The sequence below is a fragment of the Streptomyces albus subsp. albus genome, from assembly GCF_000719865.1.
Classification (GTDB): Bacteria; Actinomycetota; Actinomycetes; order Streptomycetales; family Streptomycetaceae; genus Streptomyces; species Streptomyces albus_E.
In genome coordinates, this window is the sequence record NZ_JOID01000020.1 from 47,973 (window position 1) to 72,144 (window position 24,172).

24 protein-coding genes are annotated in these 24,172 nt (G+C 71.3%); 17 read left to right on the forward strand and 7 right to left on the reverse strand.

Annotated elements, in window-relative coordinates:
* Positions 1-399: 399 nt before the first annotated feature.
* Complete coding sequence (locus tag IF83_RS0121270) at positions 400-2,694, forward strand: ATP-binding cassette domain-containing protein (RefSeq protein WP_030546503.1); 2,295 nt, start codon at positions 400-402, stop codon at positions 2,692-2,694.
* Between the two features lie 65 nt (positions 2,695-2,759).
* Here IF83_RS0121270 and IF83_RS0121275 read toward each other — a convergent pair whose 3' ends face one another.
* Positions 2,760-4,328, reverse strand: coding sequence for a cryptochrome/photolyase family protein (locus tag IF83_RS0121275; RefSeq protein WP_030546505.1), 1,569 nt, complete (start codon positions 4,326-4,328; stop codon positions 2,760-2,762).
* A 219-nt stretch (positions 4,329-4,547) separates the two neighbouring features.
* Positions 4,548-5,312, reverse strand: coding sequence for an N-acetylmuramoyl-L-alanine amidase (locus IF83_RS0121280; protein WP_107046839.1), 765 nt, complete (start codon positions 5,310-5,312; stop codon positions 4,548-4,550).
* A 529-nt stretch (positions 5,313-5,841) separates the two neighbouring features.
* Here IF83_RS0121280 and mnmA point away from each other — a divergent pair.
* The 5 genes from mnmA (at position 5,842) to IF83_RS34925 (ending at position 9,281) form a co-directional block, all read left to right on the forward strand.
* Positions 5,842-7,014, forward strand: coding sequence for a tRNA 2-thiouridine(34) synthase MnmA (gene mnmA / locus IF83_RS0121285; protein ID WP_030546509.1), 1,173 nt, complete (start codon positions 5,842-5,844; stop codon positions 7,012-7,014).
* Positions 7,015-7,080: 66 nt separating this feature from the next.
* Positions 7,081-7,542: a hypothetical protein gene (locus IF83_RS0121290; RefSeq protein WP_030546511.1), complete on the forward strand. Its 462-nt coding sequence runs from the start codon at positions 7,081-7,083 to the stop codon at positions 7,540-7,542.
* The gene (locus IF83_RS0121295) at positions 7,539-7,895 is read left to right on the forward strand and encodes a hypothetical protein (protein WP_030546513.1); all 357 of its coding nucleotides are present in this window, start codon (positions 7,539-7,541) and stop codon (positions 7,893-7,895) included. Before IF83_RS0121290 ends, IF83_RS0121295 begins: the two co-directional genes overlap by 4 nt.
* Before the next feature lie 251 nt (positions 7,896-8,146).
* The gene (locus IF83_RS30505; protein ID WP_244177149.1) at positions 8,147-8,980 is read left to right on the forward strand and encodes an AAA family ATPase; all 834 of its coding nucleotides are present in this window, start codon (positions 8,147-8,149) and stop codon (positions 8,978-8,980) included.
* Positions 8,931-9,281 (forward strand): AAA family ATPase, encoded by a 351-nt coding sequence (locus tag IF83_RS34925; protein ID WP_244177150.1) that lies wholly within the window; start codon positions 8,931-8,933, stop codon positions 9,279-9,281. The genes IF83_RS30505 and IF83_RS34925 overlap by 50 nt, the downstream gene beginning before the upstream one ends.
* A gap of 14 nt (positions 9,282-9,295) precedes the next feature.
* On the opposite strand, the gene IF83_RS32405 is transcribed toward IF83_RS34925, so the two are convergent.
* The 4 genes from IF83_RS32405 to IF83_RS0121310 all read right to left on the reverse strand — a co-directional run bounded on the left by IF83_RS32405 (position 9,296) and on the right by IF83_RS0121310 (position 11,003).
* Positions 9,296-9,505, reverse strand: a complete 210-nt coding sequence (locus IF83_RS32405) for a DUF397 domain-containing protein (protein WP_078843705.1) — start codon at positions 9,503-9,505, stop codon at positions 9,296-9,298.
* 92 nt (positions 9,506-9,597) lie between these two features.
* Complete coding sequence (locus IF83_RS35345; RefSeq protein ID WP_208605920.1) at positions 9,598-9,852, reverse strand: DUF397 domain-containing protein; 255 nt, start codon at positions 9,850-9,852, stop codon at positions 9,598-9,600.
* Positions 9,853-9,876: 24 nt separating this feature from the next.
* Positions 9,877-10,086 carry a DUF397 domain-containing protein gene (locus IF83_RS32415; protein ID WP_030546514.1) on the reverse strand — a complete coding sequence of 70 codons (210 nt, stop codon included), beginning with the start codon at positions 10,084-10,086 and terminating at the stop codon, positions 9,877-9,879.
* An 11-nt stretch (positions 10,087-10,097) separates the two neighbouring features.
* Complete coding sequence (locus IF83_RS0121310; protein WP_347877113.1) at positions 10,098-11,003, reverse strand: helix-turn-helix domain-containing protein; 906 nt, start codon at positions 11,001-11,003, stop codon at positions 10,098-10,100.
* Positions 11,004-11,048: 45 nt separating this feature from the next.
* Between IF83_RS0121310 and IF83_RS34935 the strand changes: the two genes are divergently transcribed.
* The 4 genes from IF83_RS34935 to IF83_RS34345 all read left to right on the forward strand — a co-directional run bounded on the left by IF83_RS34935 (position 11,049) and on the right by IF83_RS34345 (position 14,066).
* Positions 11,049-11,879: an ATP-binding protein gene (locus IF83_RS34935; RefSeq protein WP_244177152.1), complete on the forward strand. Its 831-nt coding sequence runs from the start codon at positions 11,049-11,051 to the stop codon at positions 11,877-11,879.
* An 843-nt stretch (positions 11,880-12,722) separates the two neighbouring features.
* On the forward strand, positions 12,723-12,932 hold the full coding sequence (locus IF83_RS33825) for a hypothetical protein (RefSeq protein ID WP_158711086.1): 210 nt from the start codon (positions 12,723-12,725) through the stop codon (positions 12,930-12,932).
* Positions 12,933-13,389: 457 nt separating this feature from the next.
* Positions 13,390-13,662: a hypothetical protein gene (locus tag IF83_RS33830; protein WP_158711087.1), complete on the forward strand. Its 273-nt coding sequence runs from the start codon at positions 13,390-13,392 to the stop codon at positions 13,660-13,662.
* A gap of 11 nt (positions 13,663-13,673) precedes the next feature.
* Positions 13,674-14,066: a hypothetical protein gene (locus IF83_RS34345; protein WP_208605922.1), complete on the forward strand. Its 393-nt coding sequence runs from the start codon at positions 13,674-13,676 to the stop codon at positions 14,064-14,066.
* 20 nt (positions 14,067-14,086) lie between these two features.
* Here the strand turns inward: IF83_RS34345 and IF83_RS0121325 are convergent, their stop codons facing one another.
* Positions 14,087-14,428: a DUF427 domain-containing protein gene (locus IF83_RS0121325; RefSeq protein WP_030546519.1), complete on the reverse strand. Its 342-nt coding sequence runs from the start codon at positions 14,426-14,428 to the stop codon at positions 14,087-14,089.
* A gap of 226 nt (positions 14,429-14,654) precedes the next feature.
* Between IF83_RS0121325 and IF83_RS0121330 the strand changes: the two genes are divergently transcribed.
* The 7 genes from IF83_RS0121330 to IF83_RS0121365 all read left to right on the forward strand — a co-directional run bounded on the left by IF83_RS0121330 (position 14,655) and on the right by IF83_RS0121365 (position 24,166).
* Entirely contained in the window at positions 14,655-15,344 is a 690-nt protein-coding gene (locus IF83_RS0121330) for an SDR family oxidoreductase (protein WP_030546521.1), read from the forward strand.
* 370 nt (positions 15,345-15,714) lie between these two features.
* Positions 15,715-16,671, forward strand: a complete 957-nt coding sequence (locus IF83_RS0121335) for a methionine synthase (protein WP_244177156.1) — start codon at positions 15,715-15,717, stop codon at positions 16,669-16,671.
* A gap of 170 nt (positions 16,672-16,841) precedes the next feature.
* Entirely contained in the window at positions 16,842-19,049 is a 2,208-nt protein-coding gene (gene ligA, locus IF83_RS0121340; RefSeq protein WP_030546527.1) for an NAD-dependent DNA ligase LigA, read from the forward strand.
* A gap of 256 nt (positions 19,050-19,305) precedes the next feature.
* A complete protein-coding gene (locus IF83_RS0121345; RefSeq protein WP_030546529.1) occupies positions 19,306-21,711 on the forward strand; it encodes a putative bifunctional diguanylate cyclase/phosphodiesterase in 2,406 nt (801 codons plus the stop codon).
* A 426-nt stretch (positions 21,712-22,137) separates the two neighbouring features.
* On the forward strand, positions 22,138-22,434 hold the full coding sequence (gene gatC, locus IF83_RS0121355; protein ID WP_019709903.1) for an Asp-tRNA(Asn)/Glu-tRNA(Gln) amidotransferase subunit GatC: 297 nt from the start codon (positions 22,138-22,140) through the stop codon (positions 22,432-22,434).
* 2 nt (positions 22,435-22,436) lie between these two features.
* A complete protein-coding gene (gatA, locus tag IF83_RS0121360; protein ID WP_030546533.1) occupies positions 22,437-23,930 on the forward strand; it encodes an Asp-tRNA(Asn)/Glu-tRNA(Gln) amidotransferase subunit GatA in 1,494 nt (497 codons plus the stop codon).
* Positions 23,927-24,166, forward strand: a complete 240-nt coding sequence (locus tag IF83_RS0121365; RefSeq protein WP_030546535.1) for a hypothetical protein — start codon at positions 23,927-23,929, stop codon at positions 24,164-24,166. Before gatA ends, IF83_RS0121365 begins: the two co-directional genes overlap by 4 nt.
* Positions 24,167-24,172: the final 6 nt, after the last annotated feature.

Consider the following 24,172-nt stretch of genomic DNA (forward strand, 5'->3'; position numbering starts at 1 on the left):
GCTCGCGGGGCGCCGACGGCCCGCCCGGGGCGGCCCGCGCGGGAGCCTCCGTACCGGCTGAACTCCCGCCCGGCGCCTGTCCGTCGGCGTCTTCGTCCTTCTGCCCGGACGCCTTGTCGCCGTCTCCTTCCGTGGCCGCGCTTCCGCCCGGTGTCCGCCGACCCCGCGCTTCCGCTCCGGCCGGGCCGGCTCTCCCCGTGTGCACGGGATTCGCCCGGAACGGGCCCCTCCGCCCCACCCTTCCGCGTACGCTGTACGGAATTCCCTCCTCCTCCGGCGCCCGGCGGCCATGCCGCGCGCCGTCCGAGCCCGCGCGCCGGTGTCCGCGGCCGGGCGGAAGGAGGGCGGTCACCGTCCCGACGCACAGCCCAGCTCCCAATTCACAGCGAGGAAGCCCGGATGCATCCCGACCCCACCAGCCCCAGGCCGCCGCACTCCGCCGACAGCCACGACACCATCCAGGTCCGCGGGGCCCGGGAGAACAACCTCAATGACGTCTCCCTGGATCTCCCGAAGCGCCGCCTCACCGTCTTCACCGGAGTCTCCGGCTCGGGGAAGTCCTCCCTCGTCTTCGGCACCATCGCCGCCGAGTCGCAGCGGCTGATCAACGAGACGTACTCGGCCTTCGTCCAGGGGTTCATGCCCAGCACGGGCCGCCCGGACGTGGACGGCCTGCACAACCTCAGCGCCGCCATCGTCGTCGACCAGGAGCGGATGGGCGCCAACTCCCGCTCCACCGTGGGCACCGCGACCGACGCCCACACGATGCTCCGGATCGTCTTCAGCCGCCTCGGCACCCCGCACATCGGCACCTCGACCGCCTTCAGCTTCAACAGCGCCGAGGGCATGTGCCCCACCTGTGAGGGGCTCGGTCAGGTCACGGAGATCGACGTCGACGAGATCGTGGACCGCGACCGCTCCCTGAACGAGGGGGCGATCACCGCCCCCGGGTTCACCGTGGGCTCCTGGTACCAGCAGATCATGGCGGGCTCCGGCCTCTACGACCCCGGCAAGCCGCTGCGGGAGTTCACCCAGCAGGAGTGGGACGACCTGCTGCACAAGCCCACCACCAAGATCAAGGTGGGCACGACCAACGCCACCTACGAGGGGCTGGTGCCCAGGATCCGGCGGACCTTCCTCGCCAAGGACCGGGAATCGATGCAGTCCCACATCCGGGCCTTCGTCGACCGCGCCGTGGTCTTCGCCGACTGCCGCGACTGCGGCGGAGCCCGGCTCAACGCCGCCGCGCTGTCCTCGAAGATCGGTGGGCGCAACATCGCCGACTGCTCGGCGATGCAGATCAGCGATCTGGCCGAGTTCGTGCGGACCATCGAGGACGAGTCCGTCGCCCCGCTCCTGGCCGGACTGCGGCAACTGCTGGACTCCCTGGTGGAGATCGGCCTGGGGTATCTGAGCCTGGACCGCACCTCCGCCAGCCTCTCCGGCGGCGAGGCCCAGCGGGTGAAAATGGTCCGGCACCTGGGCTCCAGCCTCACCGACGTCACCTACGTCTTCGACGAACCCACCATCGGACTGCACCCGCACGACATCCAGCGGATGAACGACTTGCTGCTGCGGCTGCGCGACAAGGGCAACACGGTCCTCGTCGTGGAGCACAAGCCGGAGGTCATCGCGATCGCCGACCACGTCGTCGACCTGGGGCCGAGGGCCGGAACGGCCGGCGGTGAGGTCTGCTACAGCGGCGACGTGGCCGGGCTGCGCGCCTCGTCCACGCTCACCGGCCGGTACCTGGGGCACCGGGCCCGGCTGCGGGAGACCGTGCGCACCCCGCGCGGGCACCTGGCGATCAAGGACGCGCACCGGCACAACCTCAAGAACGTCAGCGTGGAGATCCCGCTGGGTGTGCTGACGGTGGTCACCGGTGTCGCCGGCTCGGGCAAGAGTTCGCTGATCCACGGGGCGCTGCCGGGGCGGGAGGGCGTCGTCGTCGCGGACCAGTCGCCGATCCGCGGCTCGCGCCGCAGCAACCCGGCCACGTACACGGGGCTGCTCGACCCGATCCGCAAGGCCTTCGCCAAGGCCAACGGCGTCCGGGCGGCGCTGTTCAGCGCCAACTCCGAGGGGGCCTGCCCGGGCTGCAACGGCATCGGGCTCGTCTACACCGACCTCGCGATGATGGCCGGGGTGGCCTCCGTCTGCGAGAAGTGCGAGGGGAAGCGGTTCACGCCCGAGGTGCTCTCCTACACCCTGCGCGGCAAGAACATCAGCGAGGTCCTGGAGATGCCGGTGGGCGAGGCGCGCGCCTTCTTCACCACCGGCCAGGCCGGCACCGTCCTCGGCCGGCTCGTCGACGTCGGCCTGGACTACCTGCGCCTCGGCCAGCCGCTGAACACCCTCTCGGGAGGCGAGCGGCAGCGGCTGAAGCTCGCCGTCCACATGTCCGGGAAGGGCACGACCTACGTGCTGGACGAGCCGACGACCGGACTGCACCTGGCCGACGTGGACCAGTTGCTGGCGCTGCTCGACCGGCTCGTGGACGACGGCAACACGGTCGTCGTCATCGAACACCACCAGGCTGTGATGGCCCACGCCGACTGGCTGATCGACCTCGGCCCGGGCGCCGGCCACGACGGCGGCCGGATCGTCTTCGAGGGCACCCCGGCCGAACTCGTCGAGAAGGGGGACACGTTGACCGCCCGGCATCTGCGGTCGTACGTCGGGGCGGCCGGATAGGGGCAGGGGCACGGCGGCCGGGCCGGGCCGGGTGGATGGTTCCGGCCCGGCCTCCGGCGCTTGTGCTACGGGGCCGCGTCCCCGCGTGCTTCCTCCTGCCGTACGACCTCGGGCAGATCCGTCAGGCGGTCCAGCCCGTGCAGCGAGCGGGCGATCCGGGGGTTGCCCTTCAGCAGCGGCCGGTGCCGCTCCAGGAAGTACCAGTAGCCGGCCGTGACGGGGCAGGCCCGCTCACCCGTCCGCCGGTCGGGCCGGTAGGCGCAGTCCCCGCAGAGGTCGCTCATCCGGTTGATGTACGAACCGCCGCACAGATAGGGCTTGGTGGTGATGCGGCCCCCGTCGGCGTACTGGGACATTCCGATGACGTTCGGCAGCATCACCCAGTCGTAGCCGTCGGCGAACGAGCGGTGGAACCAGTCCGTGACGGCCAGGGGGTCCCAGCCGCGCTGCAGGGCCCAGTTGCCCAGGATCATCAGCCGGGGGATGTGGTGGGTCCAGGCACGGTCCCGCACCCCGGTGAGGGCGGTGGCCAGGCAGCGGGCGGTGACGGCACCGGCGTCGAGCTCCGCGAACCAGCCCGGCAGGGGGCGGTGGTGGCCCAGGGCGTTGCTGTGCCGGTAGTCGTCGCCGAGGCTCCAGTACAGATGCCACATGTACTCGCGCCAGCCGGCGATCTGGCGGACGAAGCCCTCGGCGGAGTTGAGCGGGACCTTCCCGGCGCGGTACGCGTCCTCGGCGGCCGCCACGCACTCCGCCGGGTTGAGCAGGCCGAGGTTGAGCGCGGGGGAGAGCAGGCTGTGGCTCATGGCCCAGTCGCCGGACAGGACGGCGTCCTCCCAGGGGCCGAAGGTACCGAGCCGCTTCTCCGTGAAGCGCCGCAGGGCGCGCAGGGCCTCGGCCCGGGTGGCGGGGAAGAGCCGCGGGCCGTCGCGGCCAGTGAAGGAGACCTCGCCGTCGGCCTCCCAGCGGTCGAGGTCGCGGCGGACCTCCTCGTCCACGGCGTCCTCGCGGGGGAGGTAGGGGCGGGGGACGGGCAGGGCGTCCCGGCGGGGCGGGGGTTCGCGGTTCTCGGCGTCGAGGTTCCAGCGCCCCCCGGCGGGCTCGTCACCGTCCATCAGCAGCCGGAGGTCGCGCCGCACCCGGCGGTAGAAGTCCTCCATCCGGACCCGGTCCGGCCCCGCACCGTCCGGGCCGGCGCCCGTCCAGTCGGCGAACTGCCCGGCGGAGACCAGGAAACCGCGCGCCGGGAGGACGGTGACCTGCTCCAGGGAGCGGACGAACCGCAGCGCGGCGTGGGAGGTCGGGTGGCGCACGGTCACGGGCGCGCCGCCGGTGGCCCGGGCCAGGCCCTCGCGGTAGGTCCCGGCCCGGATGTAGCGCACGCGGTCGCCGAGTTCGGCGGCGCGGTGGCGCATGGCGGAAAGGACGAGATGGGCCTTGGCCCGGTGGAAACGGCGGCGGCGGAAGAGGGACCGGCTCTCGATCATGACGATCTTCCCGCCGGTGCGGCTGCGGCTGCCGCCGGTGCCGGTGCCGGGGCCGGGACCGGGACCGGGGCCGGGGAGGAAGTGCGGGCCGAGCTGGTCCCCGAAGAGCCAGTGGTAACCGGGTTCATCCCGTGATTCGGTACTCACCGCCTCATAGTGGTTGATTCCGGAAGCCGGTCAAGGAGGCTGCCGTGGCATGGCGTCCGTGGCGGGGACGTCGCCGGAACGGGGCGCGGCACCTCGCCCGGCCGAGCCGGCACGCGGCGCTGCGGGGAGGCCGCACGCGTCGTCTGCGGGCCCGCTCCCCCCGCTGCGGCCCGCGCGGCGGCCGCCGTCGGGCAGAGGCTCTCCCTCCGCCCGCGTCCGTTACGCCCCGTCCTCGCGCTCCTCCGCGCGGGTGGCGGGGACGGCGCTGACGAAGCGCATATAGCGGTCCCAGTCCCAGTGCGGCCCGGGATCGGTGTGGTCGGTGCCGGGCACCTCGACGTGGCCGATGATGTGCTCGCGGTCCCTCGGCAGCCCGTACCGGTCGCAGATTCCGGCGGTCAGCTCCGCCGAGGCGCGGTAGGTGGCGTCGGTGATGGAGTCGGCGCGCCCCGCGAAGCCCTCGTGTTCGATGCCGATGCTGCGCTCGTTGTAGGCGCGATTGCCCGCGTGGTAGGCCACGTCCAGCTCGCGCACCATCTGCGCCACGTGCCCGTCCTCCGTGCGAACCACGTAGTGCGCGGCGGCGCCGTGCCCGGGGTTCTGGAAGACCTTCAGGCCCACCGCGTAGTCGCCCTCGATGGTGTGGATCACCACCCGGTCGATGGTGTAGTCGTACGGCCGGTCGGCCATCCGCCAGTTCGCGGACGAGGCCGGTATCCACTCGGCACCCGGGTGGTCGACCTCGCCCTCCTTCCGGGGCCGGTTGACGCCCGGGACGCGGTACCACCAGCGCGAGCCGTCCACGGCCAGATAGCCGGCCGCGCCGAGGCCCACCGTCGCACCGCCGATGAGCAGGGCGCGCCGGCTGACGCCCCGGCGTCGCTCCGCCGTGCGCTCCTCCCGGCGGGGCTCCGGCCCCCGCTGCTCCTGCCGGGGCTCCCGCTGCTGCGGCGGCTCGGACCGGCGCGACTGCTGTGCTTCCATCCGCGACCTCTGTCTGCTCGCTGGGTACCCCTCGGTGGCATGGACCGCGCCCGGGGTCTCGGGGTTGTTCGAAGGGCACGCTTTTCCGTGCGCCGGGTTGTTCTGTGCTCAACGGGCGGCCGCCGCGCCCTGTTCCGGCGGCGGACGCTTCGGCGGTTTCCGGCCGTGCCCGGAGGCGTGCGGTGGGCGCCGTGCGCGTGCACGCCTCTCCGCGCCGCCGGCGGTCCCGCCGGTCCCCGGCGGCCGGCGAAGTCACCGCGCCGGACCCGCGCTCCCGTGCCGCGCCGGACCCGCGCTCCCGTGCCGCGCCGGACCCGCGCTCCCGTACGCGTCGGGCCGGTTTCGTACGCGTCGGGTCCGCCCTCACCTGCGGCGTCGGGCCGGGGACCCGTATCGCGTGGGGGAGTCCCCCACCGCGCCGGCCCCGCGCCCCCGTACCGCGCCGGACCCGCGCTTCCGTACCGCATCCGGCCCGGGACCCCGTATCGCGTTGGGACGGGCCGCCCCGGGCCCGTACGCTGATAGGGCTATGAACGATTTCCCCGGCGCACCCACCGCCCCTCGCGACGGCACCCGGCTGCGGGTCCTGGCCGCCATGTCCGGCGGTGTCGACTCCGCCGTCGCCGCCGCCCGCGCGGCCGAGGCGGGTCACGACGTCACCGGCGTCCACCTCGCCCTGTCGGCCAACCCGAAGTCCTTCCGCACGGGGGCCAGGGGCTGCTGCACCATCGAGGACAGTCACGACGCGCGCCGGGCCGCCGACGTCATCGGCATCCCGTTCTACGTCTGGGACCTGGCCGAGCGCTTCCGCGAGGACGTGGTCGACGACTTCGTCGCCGAGTACGCCGCCGGGCGCACCCCGAACCCCTGCCTGCGCTGCAACGAGAAGATCAAGTTCGCGGCGCTGCTGGACAAGGCCCTCGCCCTGGGCTTCGACGCCGTCTGCACCGGCCACTACGCCACCGTCGTCACCCGCGAGGACGGCGGCCGGGAGCTGCACCGGGCCTCGGACGAGGCCAAGGACCAGAGCTATGTCCTCGGCGTGCTCGACGAGCGCCAGCTCGCCCACGCCATGTTCCCGCTGGGCGACACCCTCACCACCAAGGACGAGATCCGGGCGGAGGCCGAGCGCCGCGGTCTGGCCGTCGCGAAGAAGCCCGACAGCCACGACATCTGCTTCATCGCCGACGGCGACACCCAGGGCTTCCTGGCCAAGCACCTGGGCACCGCCGAGGGCGACATCGTCGACGAGGACGGCAACCGGCTCGGCGGCCACCAGGGCGCCTACGGCTACACCATCGGCCAGCGCAAGGGCCTGCGCCTGGGCGTGCCCGCCCCGGACGGCAAGCCGCGCTACGTGCTGGACATCTCGCCGGTCAACAACACGGTCACGGTCGGCCCGCAGGAGGCCCTCGACGTCACCGCGCTGACGGCGATCCGCCCCCGCTGGTGCGGCGAGCCCCCGGCGGGCCCGGGCACGTACACCGCCCAGCTCCGCGCCCACGGCGAGGAGACTCCGGTGACGGCGGAGCCGGCCGAGAACGCCGAGGGGGCCCCGGAACTCCGGGTGACCTTCACCGAGCCGGTCCGCGGCGTGGCCCCGGGACAGGCGATCGTCCTCTACGACGGCACGCGTGTCGTCGGCTCGGCGACCATCGCCACGACGGAGCGCCGCCGCACGCCGGCGGCCGCGCGGGGCTGACGGAGGTCTCGCGCGGAGCGGGCCGCCCGATTGACTTCGGAATACGTTCCGAAGTAGACTCGGCTCATGTCAGCGCCCACGGTGTCGTTCTCCGATTTGTCCAAGAACGCCAAGAGAGTCGCCGAGTCCCTCGACCGTGCGCAGCGGGTGCACATCTCCCGCCGGGACGGAGAGGATCTCTACCTCACGACTGCCCGGCACGATCAGCAGCGTGAGGAGACGGCTGAAATCACCGCCCGTCTTCTCGCGGCACTGATCAGCAGCGAGGACGGGGCCAGAGCCATACTGCTCGCGATTCCCTCGGTCTTCCCGTGGATCCGTCATCTGTCGGCCGATGAGGTGCGGCAGTTCGTCCAGGAACTGACCCAAGCCACTTACGACGTGGCGGAGTTGGACGTCCACGCCAACCTCCACCGGGTCATCGTCGAATGGCGGGCGACCGCACGTATCCTCGCCGACCCCGAACTGACAGCTCAGCTCACTCGTCCGCTGCCCGACGAGGACCACGGAGAGGTGACCGCCCCGTGACCCCGAAGCGAGGCGACGATGTCGCCCCGCCGCCGATCGGCGCGGAGTGGCGCGTGAGGTTCGCCACCAACGAGGCCGCCAAGGGGTGGGGCCAGCTGGGAGCCGAAGCCCCGGGCAATACCCGGCGCTGCTTCGAGGCGCTGCGCCGGGACCCGCTCTCCATGGCCGACCCCGAGCGGCAGCACCGGTTGCGCGGTCGGCTGGCGAGCGGGATGCTTGGTGGCCGTGAGTACCCCCAGTGGGAATACGAGGTGACGGCCGGCGGCCGGGTGCGCTATCTCGTGGACCAGCCGCGCCGAACTGTCCATCTCGTCCTGGCCTCAACGCGCCATCCGCGGGACACCGGAGCCTGACCCTGCTGCCCTGCTGCCCTGCTGGCCTGCTGTGCATTCCGGGCAGGGGCGGCCCAGGGCGAGTACGGGAAGCGGGACTGCGGTCTCATCAAGAGGAGAGAGCGGCTGTGCTGCTCGGTTTCAGAGTGGCAAATCACCGGTCGGTTCGCGCCGAGCAAGAGTTGTCGCTGGTGGCCATGGAGTTCAACGAGGGGGCAGGGCCCGACACCGGCGTTCGGGTGGATGGCAGACCGGTCTCCGTGCTGCCTGTGGTGGGACTCTACGGAGCGAACGCCTCAGGGAAGTCGAACACCCTCAGCGCCCTGCGCTTCATGTGCCGCGCCGTACGGGAGTCCTTCGCCGACTGGGGGAAGCATCCGGAGCGGGTCCCGCGCGAACCCTTCGCGCTCGATGCGGAGGCGTGTGAGGAGACCAGCCTCTTCGAGGTCGAGCTGCTGCTGGACGCACGCGGCAGGCGGGCGCGCTACACCTACGGTTTCGAGCTGTCCGACGAACGCGTCGAAGCCGAGTGGCTACACGCCTATCCCTCTGGCCGCCGCCAAGTGTGGTTCGACCGTGAGGCCGGACGGCCGGAGGAGACGGGCGGCGAGTTCCGATTCCCCGGCACGGGCCTCAAGGGCCGCAAGGAGAGACTGGCCGAGAGCACTCGGCCGAACGCTCTGTTCCTCACCGTCGGCGCCGCCCTCAATCATCCCCAACTCGCTGTCGTGCACCGGTGGTTGAGCGACAACGTCTGGTTGCTGACCCCCGGAGACGGCGTTTCCGCCCGCACCCGCTGGACTCGCGAACTCCTCACCGGAGCCGCCAAGGAGAACAAGACGCTGTGGGAGCGCATTGAGCGCATGCTGTCCGTCGCCGACCTGGGCACCACGGGCTTCACTGCCGACCCCGCTACCGGCGGACTGCGACTCCTGCACCGGGCGGCGGGCGGTTCGGAGCGGCCCCTGGACTTCGCGGATCAGGAATCCTCCGGCACCCACGCCTGGTTCACCTTCCTTCGGCCCACTGCTGCACTCCCTGGACCGGGGCGGCGTCATGCTCGTCGACGAACTCGACCCCAGCCTTCACCCCCTGTTGGTGGCTGAAGTGATCGGCCTCTTCCAGGACCGCGAGGCCAATCCGCACCACGCTCAGCTCGTCTTCACCACACACAACGCGACTCTGCTCGGGCCATCCGTGGTGCACGGCTCCCTGCACCTCGACCAGATCTGGATCACCCACAAGAACGCCACGGGGGAGAGTGAGCTGTACCCGATCACGGCCGCGCGCAAGGCCCGTAAGGACAACAACTTGGAACGCCGTTACCTGCACGGCCACTACGGCGGCATTCCCCGGCTGACCGCCGGGGAGATCGCGAGGGAAACAGTCCAGTTCGGTCAGACGTGATGGGTATGCAGGGATCAGGAAGAGGCAGAGGGCAGGTTGTCCATGTTCCCGTTCCGCACTCCCGCGATGAAGGTGGTGAGCGCTGCGTGGCTCACCTTGATGGTCCGAGCTGGGTGAACGCTGTCCCGGACGGCCATGCGGTCCTGGCCGCAGATGGCTATCTCCACACAGTTGTTGCCGCCCCCGCCGCAGAATGACGAGCGCTTCCAGTCGAGTCCGTTCACTGTCAGTCCTCTCGGAACGTGTGTGCCAGAGAGCGGATGAGTTCCCGGGAACGGCCGGGAGATCACCGGAGAGGTCCAGTAGGTACGACGGTTCAGCCGCGAGGGTTGTCCAGCGCGCCCGTCCGCAGGCCGGTGATCAGCGCGTCGAGCGCCGCACGGCTCGCCCTGATGGACCGTGCGGGCTGGACGCTGTCCCGTATGGCCACAGCCTCGCCGTCACAGGCGGCCACCTCAACGCAAGCGTTGCCGGCAGCCTCGGAGTAGGAAGATTTTGTCCATACCGGCTCGGACAAAGCGCTCCTTTCGAAGGCTCCGATTGCGTCGTTGACCAGCGTGGTCCTGCTCACGCAGAGGTGTGGGATACACGGTCGTCAGGCTGGCGTGACCGGCGGGCGGTTCACCTCTCCCTTCCGTACTCCCGTGATGAAGGTGGTGAGCGCTGCTCGGCTCACCCTGATGGTCCGGGCCGGGTGAACACTGTCCCGGATGGCTATGCCGTCTTCGTCGCTGACGGCAACCTCGACACAGTTGTTGCCTCCGCCGGCGCAGAAGGAAGAGCGTTTCCAGGTGGGTTGGGTCATCCTCGGTCCTCTCAGAGCGTGCGCGCGATCGACCGGATGAGGTCCCGCGACTTGACAGGCGAGAGTGCGGACTCCTCCATCAGGTTCAGTAGGGAACGATAGTTCGTCAACGGCGTTGCGGCATCGATGAAATGAGCCCCGAAAGCCGTATCCAACTGGACGGTGTCCAGTTCCGGGACCGGACCTTCCGCATAGAGAACCGACTGCCCGGCGCCATGGAAGGCGTCGGCGCTGAACGGGATGACCCGCAACGTGATGTTGGGGTGCGCTGTCACCTCGGCGAGGTGTTCCAACTGCCTGCGCGCTGTGTCGCGGCCTCCGAACGCGATCCGGAGAGCGGCCTCATGGACGATGCCGACGTACGGCGGTCCATCCTCCCGCGTGAGCACGGTCTGCCGGCTCATGCGGTGCGCGACGCGGAGTTCCACGTCCAGGCGCGGCAGGCTGGGTACGGAGAGGTCGAAGATCGACCTCGCGTAATCCTCGGTTTGCAGCAAGCCCGGCACATGGACCGTCTGCGCGGTCCGGATGCGCTTGGCATAGTGCTCCAGCTCGGATACGTCCAGGTGTCCGTCGGGCAGCTTGCCCCGGTATTCCGTCCACCAGTGCTTGGTGCGCCGGCTCGCCGCCATGTCGGCCAGGGCGTCCACCAGCGCCTCGTTCGGGCACTTGTAGTGGCATGCGAGCTGCCGGACCCGGTCCTCGCTGACCGTGGTGCGTCCGGCCTCGATGTTGGAGATCATCGTGCGGTCCGCGCCCAGCATCGAGGCGGCTTCCTGGATGGAGATCCCTGCCTGCTCGCGCATGCGGCGGAGTTCGGTGGCCAAGCGGCGCTGGCGGCCGGTTGGAGCGTTTCGTGCGGCCATGAGTCCTCTCCCGTGAGTGCGATGCAGTGTGGCAGGCCGCCGAAACGGCATACCAGTGAAAGAAGTTCATATTCACTCGTTCGTAGACATTGACTCATGAGTGAGTCGATAGTGCTCTACGGTGTGAGGCGCGCCGCCCAACTCTCCATCCCCGTCCACCGGAAGCGCACCGTCGGCCACGGGCCCAGGCCAGGCGGCGAGCCACCGCAGGCGGCCACGGCGAATCCCCACCCGGGCCGCCAGGGGACATGGAGCGACCCGCACCCGACGACGGCCGTATCGCGCCGTCTCGACGCCCTGGAGCGGCGCGCGTCGCACCCCGGCCACACCGCGTTCGAGCGCAGGCCGTCACCCATGCCACCGCACAAGGAGGTGCCCGTGAACCCGGAATCACAACTCCCGCTTTCCGCCCGCCCCGTACAAGCACCGCAGACCCCGGGGGCCGTCCCCCCGCTCCCGTACCCGGTGCCCACTCCGTTCGCCGGCCCGTGGGAGTACGCCCTCCGCTTTCCCGGGGACCCGCGCGGCCCCGGAGTCGCGCGGGCGACGTTGCGGGCCGTGCTGACCGCGCACCACCTCGGTGAACTCGCCGACCGTGCCGAGCTGCTGACCTCCGAGCTGACGACCAACGCCGTCCGCTATTCCAAGGGCCCCGCCGCCGTGCTGCTGCGCTGGGCGGCGCCGATCCTCCGGGTCAGCGTCTCCGACCCGTGCCCGGAGTTCCCCGCGCCCCGGGTGCCCGTCGGGCCGGTGGCGGCGGACGCCGAACGGGGGAGAGGGCTGCTGATCCTCGATCTGCTCGCCGACGCCTGGGGCGACTGCTGTGCGGAGGAGCCGGCCCTGGGCTCCGTCGGCAAGAGCATCTGGTTCGAGCTGATCCTCGGCGCCGGACCGCCGTCCCCGGAGGCCCCCGCGCTCGCGGCCTGACAGGCGTTCGCCTGGCCGCAGTGCTTGCCGTACGGGTTCAGCCACCGTGGCCGAACCCGTACGGCCCGGCGAAGTCGCCGGTCCGCGCGGGCGCCTTGGGCCCGCGTGGCGGCTTGCTTCACCGCGGGGCACCGCCGTGGTCTTGCTTCGGAGACCAGTGCCGGCAAGTGGCGCGAAGCCGCCGTTGCCGGGGTGCCGGGGCCGCCGGGAAGCGCGTGGCTTGCTTCGGCTCTTTGGCGGTGTCGTGGAGAGAACGTGGTCGGCGTTGCGTGAATGTGATGGGCGGGTGAAGCCTGTTCAACCGCTTGTGTCCGCTCTTGTCTGCCTGTACATGCCGGTGTGATCACCGTAGTGTCGCCGCCGCCACGGACGAGATCGAGCCAACCTGGCTGATTCTTCTGGCCATAGCCAGGAATCCTGCGTCAAAACTACCGCAAATACCCTGCGTACTTGGACCCACCCCAAGGAAGAGATCAAGCGCTCGGTCCAGAGCAGTGGGATTGGCGACCCGGATCGGGCAATCGAGGTAGCTAATCCTCTATTTCTGGTGGAGTGGGAGTGTGCATTCGGTCACGGCCCACAAAATGTATCGAGAGGCGACATGCTGTTCATTCTATTGGGAGCATTTATGGGAGTGGCCGGACTTGCGGTATCACTCAACATTTGGGGCGCTGCTGACAGATGCGCCGATTTTCTCAGGCGTAATACATTGGAGGATGATATTAGTATGCCAGGCCTGAGGATGGTCGGCGCTGCTGCAACTGTATGCGGCATTCTAGGGGTTGTTACGGCGCTTACTCTCTGGTGAATAGGCTTCTCGCGTCTAGAGCTCAGGTAGCGTAAATGATCCTTGTGGTGCCAACACTTATGATGCTGACCGGCCTGGCTATTGCTGTGAATTGTGGGGGTGTCGCTGAGCAGTTGACCGAGTTGGTGTTGAAACGCACGATTTCGGAAAATATCGAAGCGAGGGGTGCTGGATGGTTTGGAGTTTCGTGGGTTCTTGTCGGCCTTGTCTCGTTGGTGGCGTTGATATTTCTGGAAGCTTACTAAGTCACCAGAACGTGGCAATCTAAATTCGTTGCGAACGGCGCCGCGCTCGGCCGAAATTTACTCGAAGTTGAACTCGTGATGGCGGGCGGTGCGGTCATGGTGTCTCGGTGATCAGGCCGGTCTCGGCCGATGGCTGCCAGGATCCGGTAGCAGGCGGGCAGCGCCGGAGGGAAACGTCCGGCGTGGAAGTCCAGTATCAAAAGCCCTACAAGGGGAACAAAGCAGCGGTCCGTGGCATCACGCGAAGCCTGCAGCGTCGTTAGAGGCCCCCTATCGGGAGGCGGGGAGTGTCGAGCCCCTGAAATCTGGATGAAGGCCATGCGGGCAGCGAGGATCCTGGACATGCGGCCGTGAAGCCCTCCTTGGTATGGGCATGGAATGTTGTGTAATAGGTGGGCGTGAGCCGAGGTGCTCCGGAAAGGAAAGGTCAAAATTACCACTACAGGAAGTTATGCAGATGGTGGATGTCGACCCCCTGATAACCGCAATGTCACCCAGTGATGGCTATGCGTTTCGTCTTGTCTGGGGATTCCTGGCAACTCCCATCGGTTTGGCTCTTGCATTTGACTACAGAAATTGCGCCATCTCCCTGTTCGACTTCCTTGACAGGATGACCCCTGGAGGGTCGGGAACGGCTTCACACAACCTCGTGAGGCTCATCGGCGGAGTCATTGGGCTGCTTGGAATAAGCGTCGTGCTATTCTCCGGTTACAAAATGACCCTCGGTTGAAGCGCTGTGGCATGTCAACGTTCCTTCTCGGCGTAGCGATGCTCGACGTGAGTGATGCAGTGTCCACTGCAGGTTCGGCAACCGGTGGAGTAGTATTCTCCAGCGTCCTGTTCGCTCTATTTGCGGCTTATGGATGGATGACCGCCCTGAATTATGCGGACGTCACCTATCGTCTCTTTGGTTACTTCTCGCGAGCCGTGTTCGTGGGGCCTGCCGCCCCTGGCACCTTGCGGCTGGTGGGCGCGGGAATTGCCATTATCGGAACAGTGGGTTTGACGTTCGCCGCCTCCGGCCTCGACCACCTCGTCCGTGTCATGAAACGTAAGCTGAAGAAGATCCAGGACCCGCCCCATCCGATCGACGGCTGTCTCGCCGGAACCGGCCTCCGGCGCGGTCCACCATGACGGACAGCACGCATTGACGGTCAGTAACCCGAGTGGTCGGGCACGACCTCCGTCTCGTAGAAGCAGAAGTGGTCCTTGATCCGCGCCACTTCGGGCTTGGGGTCCGGGTAGGCCCACACCAGGTCCGGGGCTTCCGGGCGGGACCAGTACGAGGCGTCGCCCTTGAACGGGCAGTGGGTGCTGGTGTCCGACGGGGTGAGGAGGTCCGTCCGGACGTCCTCCGGCGGGAGGTAGTAGCGGACCGGGCAGCCGGTCTCGCGGAGCAGCAACGGGCGGCGGCTCTCGGCCAGCACCTCCCCGGCGTGCGTGACGCGGACGTGTGCCGTGCCCTGTTCGATCGTGATGCGGTGTCCTGCGGTCACGGGGACTCCTTCGTGTGGGGCTCCGGGCAACGGGCTATTGGGCTACGAGGCGGGAGCAGGCGGGCTGTGGTCCCGCCCGGCTCTCGTCTTCCGACAGCAAGCCGGCCGCGTTCCTTCTTCCCCGCAGGCCCGGCGGCCCGGCGGCCCGGTGCAGGCACGGCGTGGGCACGGCGCCCCGGCCGGCCGGAGAGCGGTCGTCGGTCGCCCGTGCGGCAAGCTGGGGCCCATGACTGCACATCTGATCACAGGGGCCGGATCGGGCATCGGGGCCGCCGTCGCGCGGCGGCTGGACGAGCGCGGGGACGAGCTGTGGCTGCTGGCGCGGGACGCCGGGCGGGCCCGGGAACTGGAACGGGCGTTCCCCGGGGCGCGGACCCTCGTCGGCGACCTCGCCGCACCGGAGAAGCTGTCCTGGGCGCTCAGCCACCAGGAGGTCCCGGAGCGGCTCGACTCGATCATCCACTCCGCCGGTGTGGTGGAGCTCGGCACGGTCGGCGAGCTGACCCCCAAGGCGTGGAACCGGCAGCTCGCCGTCAACCTCGTCTCGCCCGCCGAGCTGACCCGGCTGCTGCTGCCGCAGCTCCGGCTGTCGCGCGGTCACGTCGTCTTCGTCAACTCGGGGTCGGGGCTGCGCGCCAACCCGGACTGGTCCGCGTATGCCGCGAGCAAGCACGGGCTGAAGGCGCTCGCCGACTCCCTGCGCGCCGAGGAGCACGACAACGGCGTGCGGGTCACCTCTGTCTACCCGGGCCGCACCGCCACGCCCATGCAGGCGAAGGTCCACCAGCACGAGGGGAAGCCGTACGAGCAGGGGCGCTGGATCGCGGCGGAGTCGGTCGCGACCACCGTCGTCACGGCGCTCACCCTGCCCCGGGACGCGGAGGTCACCGACCTGTCGGTGCGCCCCGGCCACTGAGCGCCTGTGGTCGGCGACCGCGACCGGGGTCGCGACCGGGGCCGGGGCCGGGGCGGCGTGCACCGGGGCTGCGGAGAAGGGGCGTCGGGCTTCGGGAATCCCTACCGGGTAGGGCTTCTGCGGTCGGTCCACGCGGGTGCCCGACCGGTTCCGGCGGATCCGGTGGTCGCGGTCGTGAGTCCGCACAGCCCGCCCGGCGACGTGGTCCGGCAGAACGGTGCCGCATCCCGTACGCGCCCCCACCCGCGCGGGCGGCCCCGGTGCCGCCCGGCCTCTCCCGTCCCGCGAGGGGCCGTCTCGTACGCTTCACCGCGTGAGCGAGAAGAGCAGGTTCATCTGGGGTACGGCGGCCGCGACCGGGGTCGGGTCCATGCCGGGCGGCGACGCGCGTGAGGCGGCGAAGACGGTCACCGGTTCGCTGGAGGCGTTCCCGCATCTGCCGGAGCTGCCGGCCCGCGGCCCGGGCGCCGACATGCTGGGCCGCACCATCGGGCTGCTGGCCGAGCTGTACGCGCACGTCGAGCCCAGCGGCTGGCGGCTGAGCGACCGCCCGGGCCGTGACACCCGGCGCGCCCGCTCCTGGATGGGGGAGGACCTCGACGCGCTGGAGGAGTTCACCCAGGGGTTCGAGGGCCCGCTGAAGGTGCAGGCCGTCGGCCCGTGGACGCTCGCTACGGGGCTGGAACTGCGCGGCGGCGAGGCGGTGCTGAGCGACGCCGGGGCCTGCCGCGACCTGGCCGCCTCGCTAGCCGAGGGACTGCGCGGCCATCTCGCGGAGGTGCGGCGGCGGGTGCCCGGCGCCGAGGTGGTGCTCCAGCTCGACGAGCCGTCGCTGACCCCGGTGCTGCGCGGGCGGGTGCGGTCCGCCAGCGGCTACCGCACTTACAACGCCGTGGACCGGGCGGTCGTCGAGGGGGCGCTCCGCGAGGTGTTCGCGGCGGCCGGCGAGGCCCCGGTGATCGTGCACTCCTGCGCGCCCGATGTGCCCTTCGCCCTGCTCCGGCGGGCGGGGGCGGCGGGCGTCTCCTTCGACTTCTCCCTGCTCACCGAGCGTGACGAGGAGGCGATCGGGGAAGCCGTGGAGGGCGGGACGGCGCTCTTCGCCGGCGTCGTGCCCGGCACCGACACCGCGTTGTCAGACCCTGCCCTTAGGGTCATGGGAGTCAGAACGCTGTGGCGCAGGCTGGGGCTGTCGCCGGGGAGTCTCGCCACGTCCGTGGCGGTCACCCCGTCCTGCGGTCTCGCCGGTGCCTCACCGGCCTACGCGCGCGCGGCGCTGGCGCACTGCGCCCGGGCGGCGAGGTCGCTCGCGGACAACCCAGAGTGACGGCCGGGGCGCGGCACGGGGGACGGCCGGGCGGTACGGGGCAGGACGGCGCGACGGCCCCGGCGGCACCGCGGCACGGCGCATGAGGGCACGGCGTATGACGGCACGGCGGACAGAGGCGGCGGCCGCACAGGGCGGGCGGCGTACGGCGGCGACGGGAGGACGGCACGGTGGCCGGTGAAGAGCAGGCGGTGCGGGCGGTCGCGGAGACGGGATCGGCGGTGCCCCCGGAGGCCCGGGAGCGGCACCAGCGGCTGGCGGAGGAGGTCGAGGACCACCGCTTCCGCTACTACGTGAAGGACGCCCCGGTCGTCAGCGACGCCGAGTTCGACCGGCTGCTGCGCTCCCTGGAGGCGCTGGAGGAGGAGTACCCGGAGTTGCGCACGCCCGAGTCGCCCACCCAGAAGGTGGCCGGGGCGTACGAGACGGAGTTCACCGAGGTCGAGCACCGCGAGCGGATGCTCAGCCTGGACAACGCCTTCGACGACGAGGAGCTGGAGTCCTGGGGCGACCGCATCGCCCGCGAGCTGGGCGGCACCGGCTATCACTTCCTCTGCGAGCTCAAGATCGACGGCCTCGCGGTCAACCTGACGTATGAGCACGGTCGGCTCACCCGGGCCGCCACCCGCGGCGACGGCCGCACCGGCGAGGACATCACGCCCAACGTCCGCACCATCGCGGACATCCCCGAGCGGCTGAGCGGCGAGAACATCCCCGATCTGGTGGAGATCCGCGGGGAGGTCTTCTTCCCGATGGAGCGGTTCACCGAGCTCAACGCCCGGCTGGTGGAGGCCGGCAAGCCGCCGTTCGCCAACCCGCGGAACGCCGCCGCCGGCTCGCTCCGCCAGAAGGACCCCAAGATCACCGCCACCCGCCCGCTGCACATGGTGGTGCACGGCATCGGCGCCCGCGAGGGCTTCTCCATCGACCGGCTGTCGCAGGCCTACGACCTGCTGAGCGCCTGGGGCCTGCCCACCACCCCGCACGCGCGGGTGGTGGACTCCCTCGCCGGGGTCCGCGAGTTCATCGCGTACTACGGCGAGAACCGCCACTCCGTGGAGCACGAGATCGACGGCGTCGTCGTCAAGGTCGACGAGGTGCCCCTCCAGGGCCGGCTGGGCTCCACCTCGCGCGCGCCGCGCTGGGCCATCGCCTGGAAGTACGCGCCCGAGGAGGTGAACACCAAGCTGGTGGACATCCGGGTCGGTGTCGGCCGTACGGGGCGGGTCACGCCCTACGCCGTGGTCGAGCCGGTCACCGTCGCCGGCTCGGAGGTTGAGTTCGCCACCCTCCACAATCAGGAGGTGGTCAAGGCCAAGGGCGTGCTCATCGGGGACACGGTCGTGCTGCGCAAGGCCGGGGACGTCATCCCGGAGATCCTCGGCCCGGTCACGGACCTGCGGGACGGCAGCGAGCGGGAGTTCGTGATGCCCGCCGAGTGCCCCGACTGCGGCACGCCGCTGCGCCCCATGAAGGAGGGCGACATCGACCTCCGCTGCCCCAACGCCCGCACCTGCCCCGCGCAGCTCCGTGAGCGCGTGTTCTACCTGGCGGGCCGCAAGGCGCTGGACATCGAGAACTTCGGCTATGTGGTGGCCACCGCGCTCACCCAGCCGCTGGAGCCGGCCGAGCCGCCGCTGCGCGACGAGGGCGACCTCTTCGACCTGACGGTGGAGCAGCTGCTGCCCATCAAGTCCCATGTCCTCGACCCGGACACCGGGCTGCCCAAGCGGGATCCGAAGACCGGCGAGCCCAAGGTCGTCACCTTCTTCGCCAACCAGAAGGGCGAGCCGAAGAAGAACACCCTCGCCATGCTGGAGAACATCGCCGCGGCCAAGGAGCGCCCGCTGGCCCGGATCCTCACGGGCCTGTCCATCCGCCATGTGGGCCCCGTCGCCGCCGAGGCGCTGGCCCGCGAGTTCCGCTCGCTGGACCGGATCGCGCAGGCGGACGAGGAGGAGCTGGCGGCCACCGAAGGCGTCGGGCCGACCATAGCCGCCTCGCTCAAACAGTGGTTCGCCGAGGACTGGCACCGCGAGATCGTGGAGAAGTGGCGGGCCGCCGGGGTGCGGATGGCGGAGGAATCCGGCCGGGACGAGGGACCCCGTCCGCTGGAGGGACTCACCGTCGTCGTCACGGGCACGCTCGCCTCGCACACCAGGGATGGCGCGAAAGAGGCGTTGCAGAGCCGTGGGGCGAAGGTCACCGGTTCCGTTTCCAAGAAGACGGCCTTCGTCGTGGTGGGCGACAACCCCGGATCGAAGTACGACAAGGCGGTCCAGCTCAAGGTTCCCGTGCTGGATGAGGCAGGGTTCGCCGTTCTGCTCGAACAAGGTCCCGACGCGGCCCGGGAAGTCGCACAGGCGTCCGCCGAGTAGCCGTCACATGACACCCGTTCGGCGCATACCAGACGCTTCGGTGTGCCTGGTCCGCATTCGGGCAACCCCTGCGGATCGCTGCCCGTCCGGGGGCCGGGCAGCCTACTGTTGAGGGTGTGCGCGCGCTGTGCGCGGCCGTGTGGTGGGAACTCGTAGGCGACGGCACCGGGCCCGGTGCCCCCCGGGCGCCCGGCCGCGGTCCACCCCGGACCGGCCCCGGACGGGGGCGGGCACCGCCGGCTGTGAGAGGACGGGAATGAAACCGACCGACAGCGCTGACGCGGCGTCAGGGGGACGCCGGGTCACCGCGCCCGCGCTGCTGCCGATGGCCACGGTCGCCGTGGCCGCGTGCGCGCTGGCCGCCGGCGTCTGCCGGGTGCTGCTGGGCGGGAGGGCGCTCTTCCCCACCGGCGCCGCCGGCTGGTCCCTGGCGCTCCTCACCGGCATCATCGTCGGCCATCTCGTGGCGCTCGGGCGCGACCGCTGGTGGGGCGGCACCGGTTCCGGCGCCGCCCTCACCCTCGCCGTGCTGCTGCTCTACGGCTGGGTGCCGGCCGTCCTGGTGAGCCTCGCCGTGGTCGTCCTGGTCAGCGCGGCCCGGCACCAGCGCTGGAGACAGGGGCTGCTCCACGGCTCCGTCGACATCCTCGGCATCGGGGCCGCCGCCCTGGTGCTCGCCGCCTTCGGCGTCTCCCCCTCGGTGGAACGGCCCTGGAATCCGTCCGCGTGGGACGCCCTCGTCCTGCCCGAACTCCTCCTCGCCGCCCTGAGCTACCTCCTGGTGACCCGGGTCCTGCTCTGGTACTGCCTGGCCCCCCGCACCCACGGCCTGCCCAGCGCCGCCCGGACGGCCCTCGTCCGGCAGGCCCTCGTCGGCGTCGCCCTGCTCGGCATCGCCCCGCTGATCTGCGTGGTCGCCGTCGAGATGCCCGTCCTCCTGCCGCTCTTCTCCGTGCCGCTGATCGCTCTCGACTCCACCCTGTGGATCGCCCGCGCCCGCGCCGAGGAGCAGTTGCGCGACCCGCTCACCGGCCTGCCCAACCGCCAGTGGCTGCTGGAGCGCACCTGGTCCGCGCTGGACGACGCCGAGCGCGTCGGCGCCCGCGCCGCGCTGGTCCTGATCGACCTCGACCGCTTCCGCTCCGTCAACGACACCCTCGGCCACCTCGCGGGCGACCGCCTGCTGCTGCAGATCGCCGAGCGGCTCAAGCTCGCCCTGCCGCCCGGCGCCGAGGCCGCCCGCCTCGGCGGCGACGAGTTCGCCGTCCTGCTGCCCGTCGCCGACTCCACCACCAGTGCCCAGCGCACCGCCCGGCAGCTCGTCGGCGAACTCGGCTCGCCGCTCGACCTCGACGGGCTGACCCTCGTGCTGGAGGCCAGCGCCGGCGTCGCCGTCTTCCCCGACCACGCCCTGGACGCCGAGGACCTGCTGCGCCGCGCCGACGTGGCGATGTACCAGGCCAAGCGGGACCGCAGCGGCTGCGAGGTGTACGAGGCGAAACGTGACGGCAACACCCCCGACCGGCTGGGCCTCCTCGGCGATCTGCGCCGCGCCCTGGACGCGGGCGACGTCGAACTGCACTACCAGCCGAAGGTCGGCTTCGACGGCCGGGTGCGGGGCCTGGAGGCGCTGGTGCGCTGGGTGCACCCGGAGCGCGGCCGGGTCAGCCCCGACGAGTTCATCGCCATCGCCGAGTCCTCCGGCCTGATGCCCCATCTGACCGAGTACGTCCTGGAGACCGCCCTCCGCCAGGTCGCCGCCTGGCGCGAGAAGGGCCTCATGGTGCCCGTCGCCGTGAACGTCTCGCCGCGCGACGTGCACACCCCCGGCTTCGCCGGCTCCGTCGCCGCCCGGCTCGCCCGGCACGGCGTCCCCCCGTCCGCGCTGCAGCTGGAGATCACCGAGCACGTCCTGCTGGAGGACCCGCAGCGCGCCGCCGACACCCTCGCCGGGCTCACGGGGCACGGCGTCAAGATGTCCCTGGACGACTTCGGCACCGGCTACTCCTCACTGGTGCACCTGCGCCGGCTGCCGGTCAGCGAACTCAAGATCGACCGGTCCTTCGTCGCCCGGCTCGCCGTCGACACCGAGGACGCCGAGATCGTCCGCTGCACCGTCGACCTCGCCCACTCCCTCGGACTGCTCGTCGTCGCGGAGGGCGTGGAGGACGACGAGACCTGGGAGCGGCTGCGCGACCTCGGCTGCGACGCCGTCCAGGGCTGGCTGGTCGCCGCCGCGATGCCGCCGGACGAGACCACGGCCTGGCTGCGGCTGCGGGGCGAGAGCGGCTGGCAGCGCGGCGAGCCGGCCGTCCGGCCCGAGCCGGTGCGGCCGGAGCTGCCGGTGCGGCCGGAGTCCTCCCTCCGCGCGGAGCCACCCGCCCGCCCGGAGCAGGCCCGCCCCGAGCCGCCGGCCCGCCCCGACCTGGCCCTTCCGGATCCGGCGCGTCCCGAGCCGGCGCGTCCCGAGCCGGCCCGCACCGACCAGGCGCGCTCCGAGCCCCGCCGCGCGGACCGGGCCCGCCCGGAGTCCGTCCGGCCCGAACTGGCCGCGGCCTCCGCTCCCGGCGCCACCCCGGAACGGACGGAGTGCCCCCGCCCCGCGAACCGGAGCGCCCCGCCGGAGGGTGCCGACCGGCCCTCGGGGCAGCGAGTCACCTGACGGCCCGGTCGCCGGCCCGGCGGTGCGCGGGCTCGCGGGCCCCGGTGCGCCCGGCGCCCCTGCCGCCGTCGCAGCCGGAGGCCCCGCACCGTCCCGGCTCCGGGGCGCCGGCACCACCGCCCCGCACCGAGCCGCCCTCGGGGCGCCCGCCCGGCCCCGTCCCGGTGCCCGCGGCCCCGGCCGGGCGCCCCGCCGCCGGGACCACCGGACGGCGTCACACCTCCCCGCGCCCGTCACCTCCGGACGGCGGTGCCCGGTCCGGCTTCCGGCGCCCGTCCGGCCCCCGGCGGCCGAAGGCCCCGGGTGCCCTGCGGGCCCGCCCGCGGGCCCCGGCAGGCGGCCCGTGCCAAGGGGTTTCGCTCCCGGCCCGCCGACCGCCATAGGATTGGCCGGATAACCCACACACCAACCCCTGAGGATCGCTGAATGCCTGGCATCACGCGCGAGGAGGTCGCCCACCTCGCCCGGCTGTCACGTCTTGAGCTGAAGGACGAAGAGCTCGACCACTTCGCCGGACAGCTCGACGTGATCATCGGCGCGGTCGCCCGCGTTTCCGATGTGGCCGACGAGGATGTACCGCCGACCTCGCACCCCCTGCCGCTGACCAACGTCATGCGCGCCGACGAGGTCCGCCCGTCACTCACCCCCGAGCAGGCGCTCTCCGGAGCCCCCGCGCAGGAGCAGCAGCGTTTCAAGGTGCCGCAGATCCTGGGGGAGGACTGACCATGACCGACCCGACCAGGCTGACCGCGGCACAGACCGCGGCCGCCATCGCCTCCGGCACCCTCACCGCCGTCGAGGTGACCGAGGCCCATCTGGCCCGGATCGAGGCCGTCGACGAGAAGGTGAACGCCTTCCTCCACGTCGACCGCGAGGGCGCGCTGGCCCAGGCCCGCGCCGTCGACGAGAAGCGCGAGCGCGGCGAGGCGCTCGGCCCGCTGGCCGGCGTCCCGCTGGCGCTCAAGGACATCTTCACCACCGAGGGCGTCCCGACGACCGTCGGCTCCAAAATCCTGGAGGGCTGGCTGCCGCCGTACGACGCGACGCTGGTGAAGCGCCTCAAGGACGCGGACATCGTCGTCCTCGGCAAGGCCAACATGGACGAGTTCGCGATGGGCTCCTCCACCGAGAACAGCGCCTACGGCCCCACCGGCAACCCCTGGGACCTCACCCGCATCCCCGGCGGCTCCGGCGGCGGCTCCGCGGCCGCCCTCGCCGCCTACGAGGCCCCGCTCGCCATCGGCACGGACACCGGCGGCTCCATCCGCCAGCCCGCCGCCATGACCGGCACCGTCGGCGTCAAGCCGACCTACGGCGCCGTCTCCCGCTACGGCATGGTGGCCTTCTCCTCCTCCCTCGACCAGGGCGGCCCCTGCGCCCGCACGGTCCTGGACGCGGCCCTGCTGCACGAGGCGATCGCCGGGCACGACCCGCTCGACTCCACCTCCATCGACAAGCCGGTCCCGCCCGTGGTCGAGGCGGCCCGCAGCGCCGACGTCAAGGGCCTGCGCGTCGGCGTCGTCAAGGAGTTCGCCGGCGAGGGCTACCAGGCCGGCGTGATGCAGCGCTTCACGGAGTCCGTGGAACTGCTGCGCGAACTGGGCGCCGAGGTCACCGAGATCTCCTGCCCGTCCTTCGACAAGGCGCTCGCCGCGTACTACCTGATCGCCCCCTCGGAGTGCTCGTCCAACCTGGCCCGCTTCGACGCCATGCGCTACGGCCTGCGCGTCGGCGACGACGGCACCCGCTCCGCCGAGGAGGTCACCGCCCTCACCCGTGAGGCGGGCTTCGGCGCCGAGGTCAAGCGCCGCATCATGCTCGGCACCTACGCGCTCAGCTCCGGCTACTACGACGCGTACTACGGCTCCGCGCAGAAGGTCCGCACCCTCATCACGCGGGACTTCGAGAAGGCGTTCGAGCAGGTCGACGTGCTGGTCTCGCCGACCTCCCCGACCACCGCCTTCCCGATCGGCGAGCGGGCGGACGACCCGATGGCCATGTACCTCGCCGACCTGTGCACCATCCCGACGAACCTGGCCGGCAACGCCGCCATGTCCCTGCCCTGCGGCCTGGCGCCGGAGGACGGGCTCCCGGTGGGCCTGCAGATCATCGCGCCCGCCATGGCCGACGACCGGCTCTACCGGGTCGGCGCCGCGGTCGAGGCCGCGCTCACCGCCCGCTGGGGGCACCCGCTGCTGGAGGAGGCACCCGCACTATGAGCAATCTCTCCAAGGCCAAGGGCTTCAAGAAGTCCAAGGCCGGTACCTACCTGTCCATCGGCACCACACTCTTCGGCGCCGTGAGCGTGCTGAAGCAGGTGAAGACCGCCCGGAGCGAGAGGGACACGCTGATGCTGGCCGACGCGGTGTTCTCCGCCGCCGCCATCGTCACCGGTGTGGCCGTCCTCGTCCGCGAGCTGCGCCGCCTCGGCGACGACGACGTCCTGCTGGGCTGAGAGGGA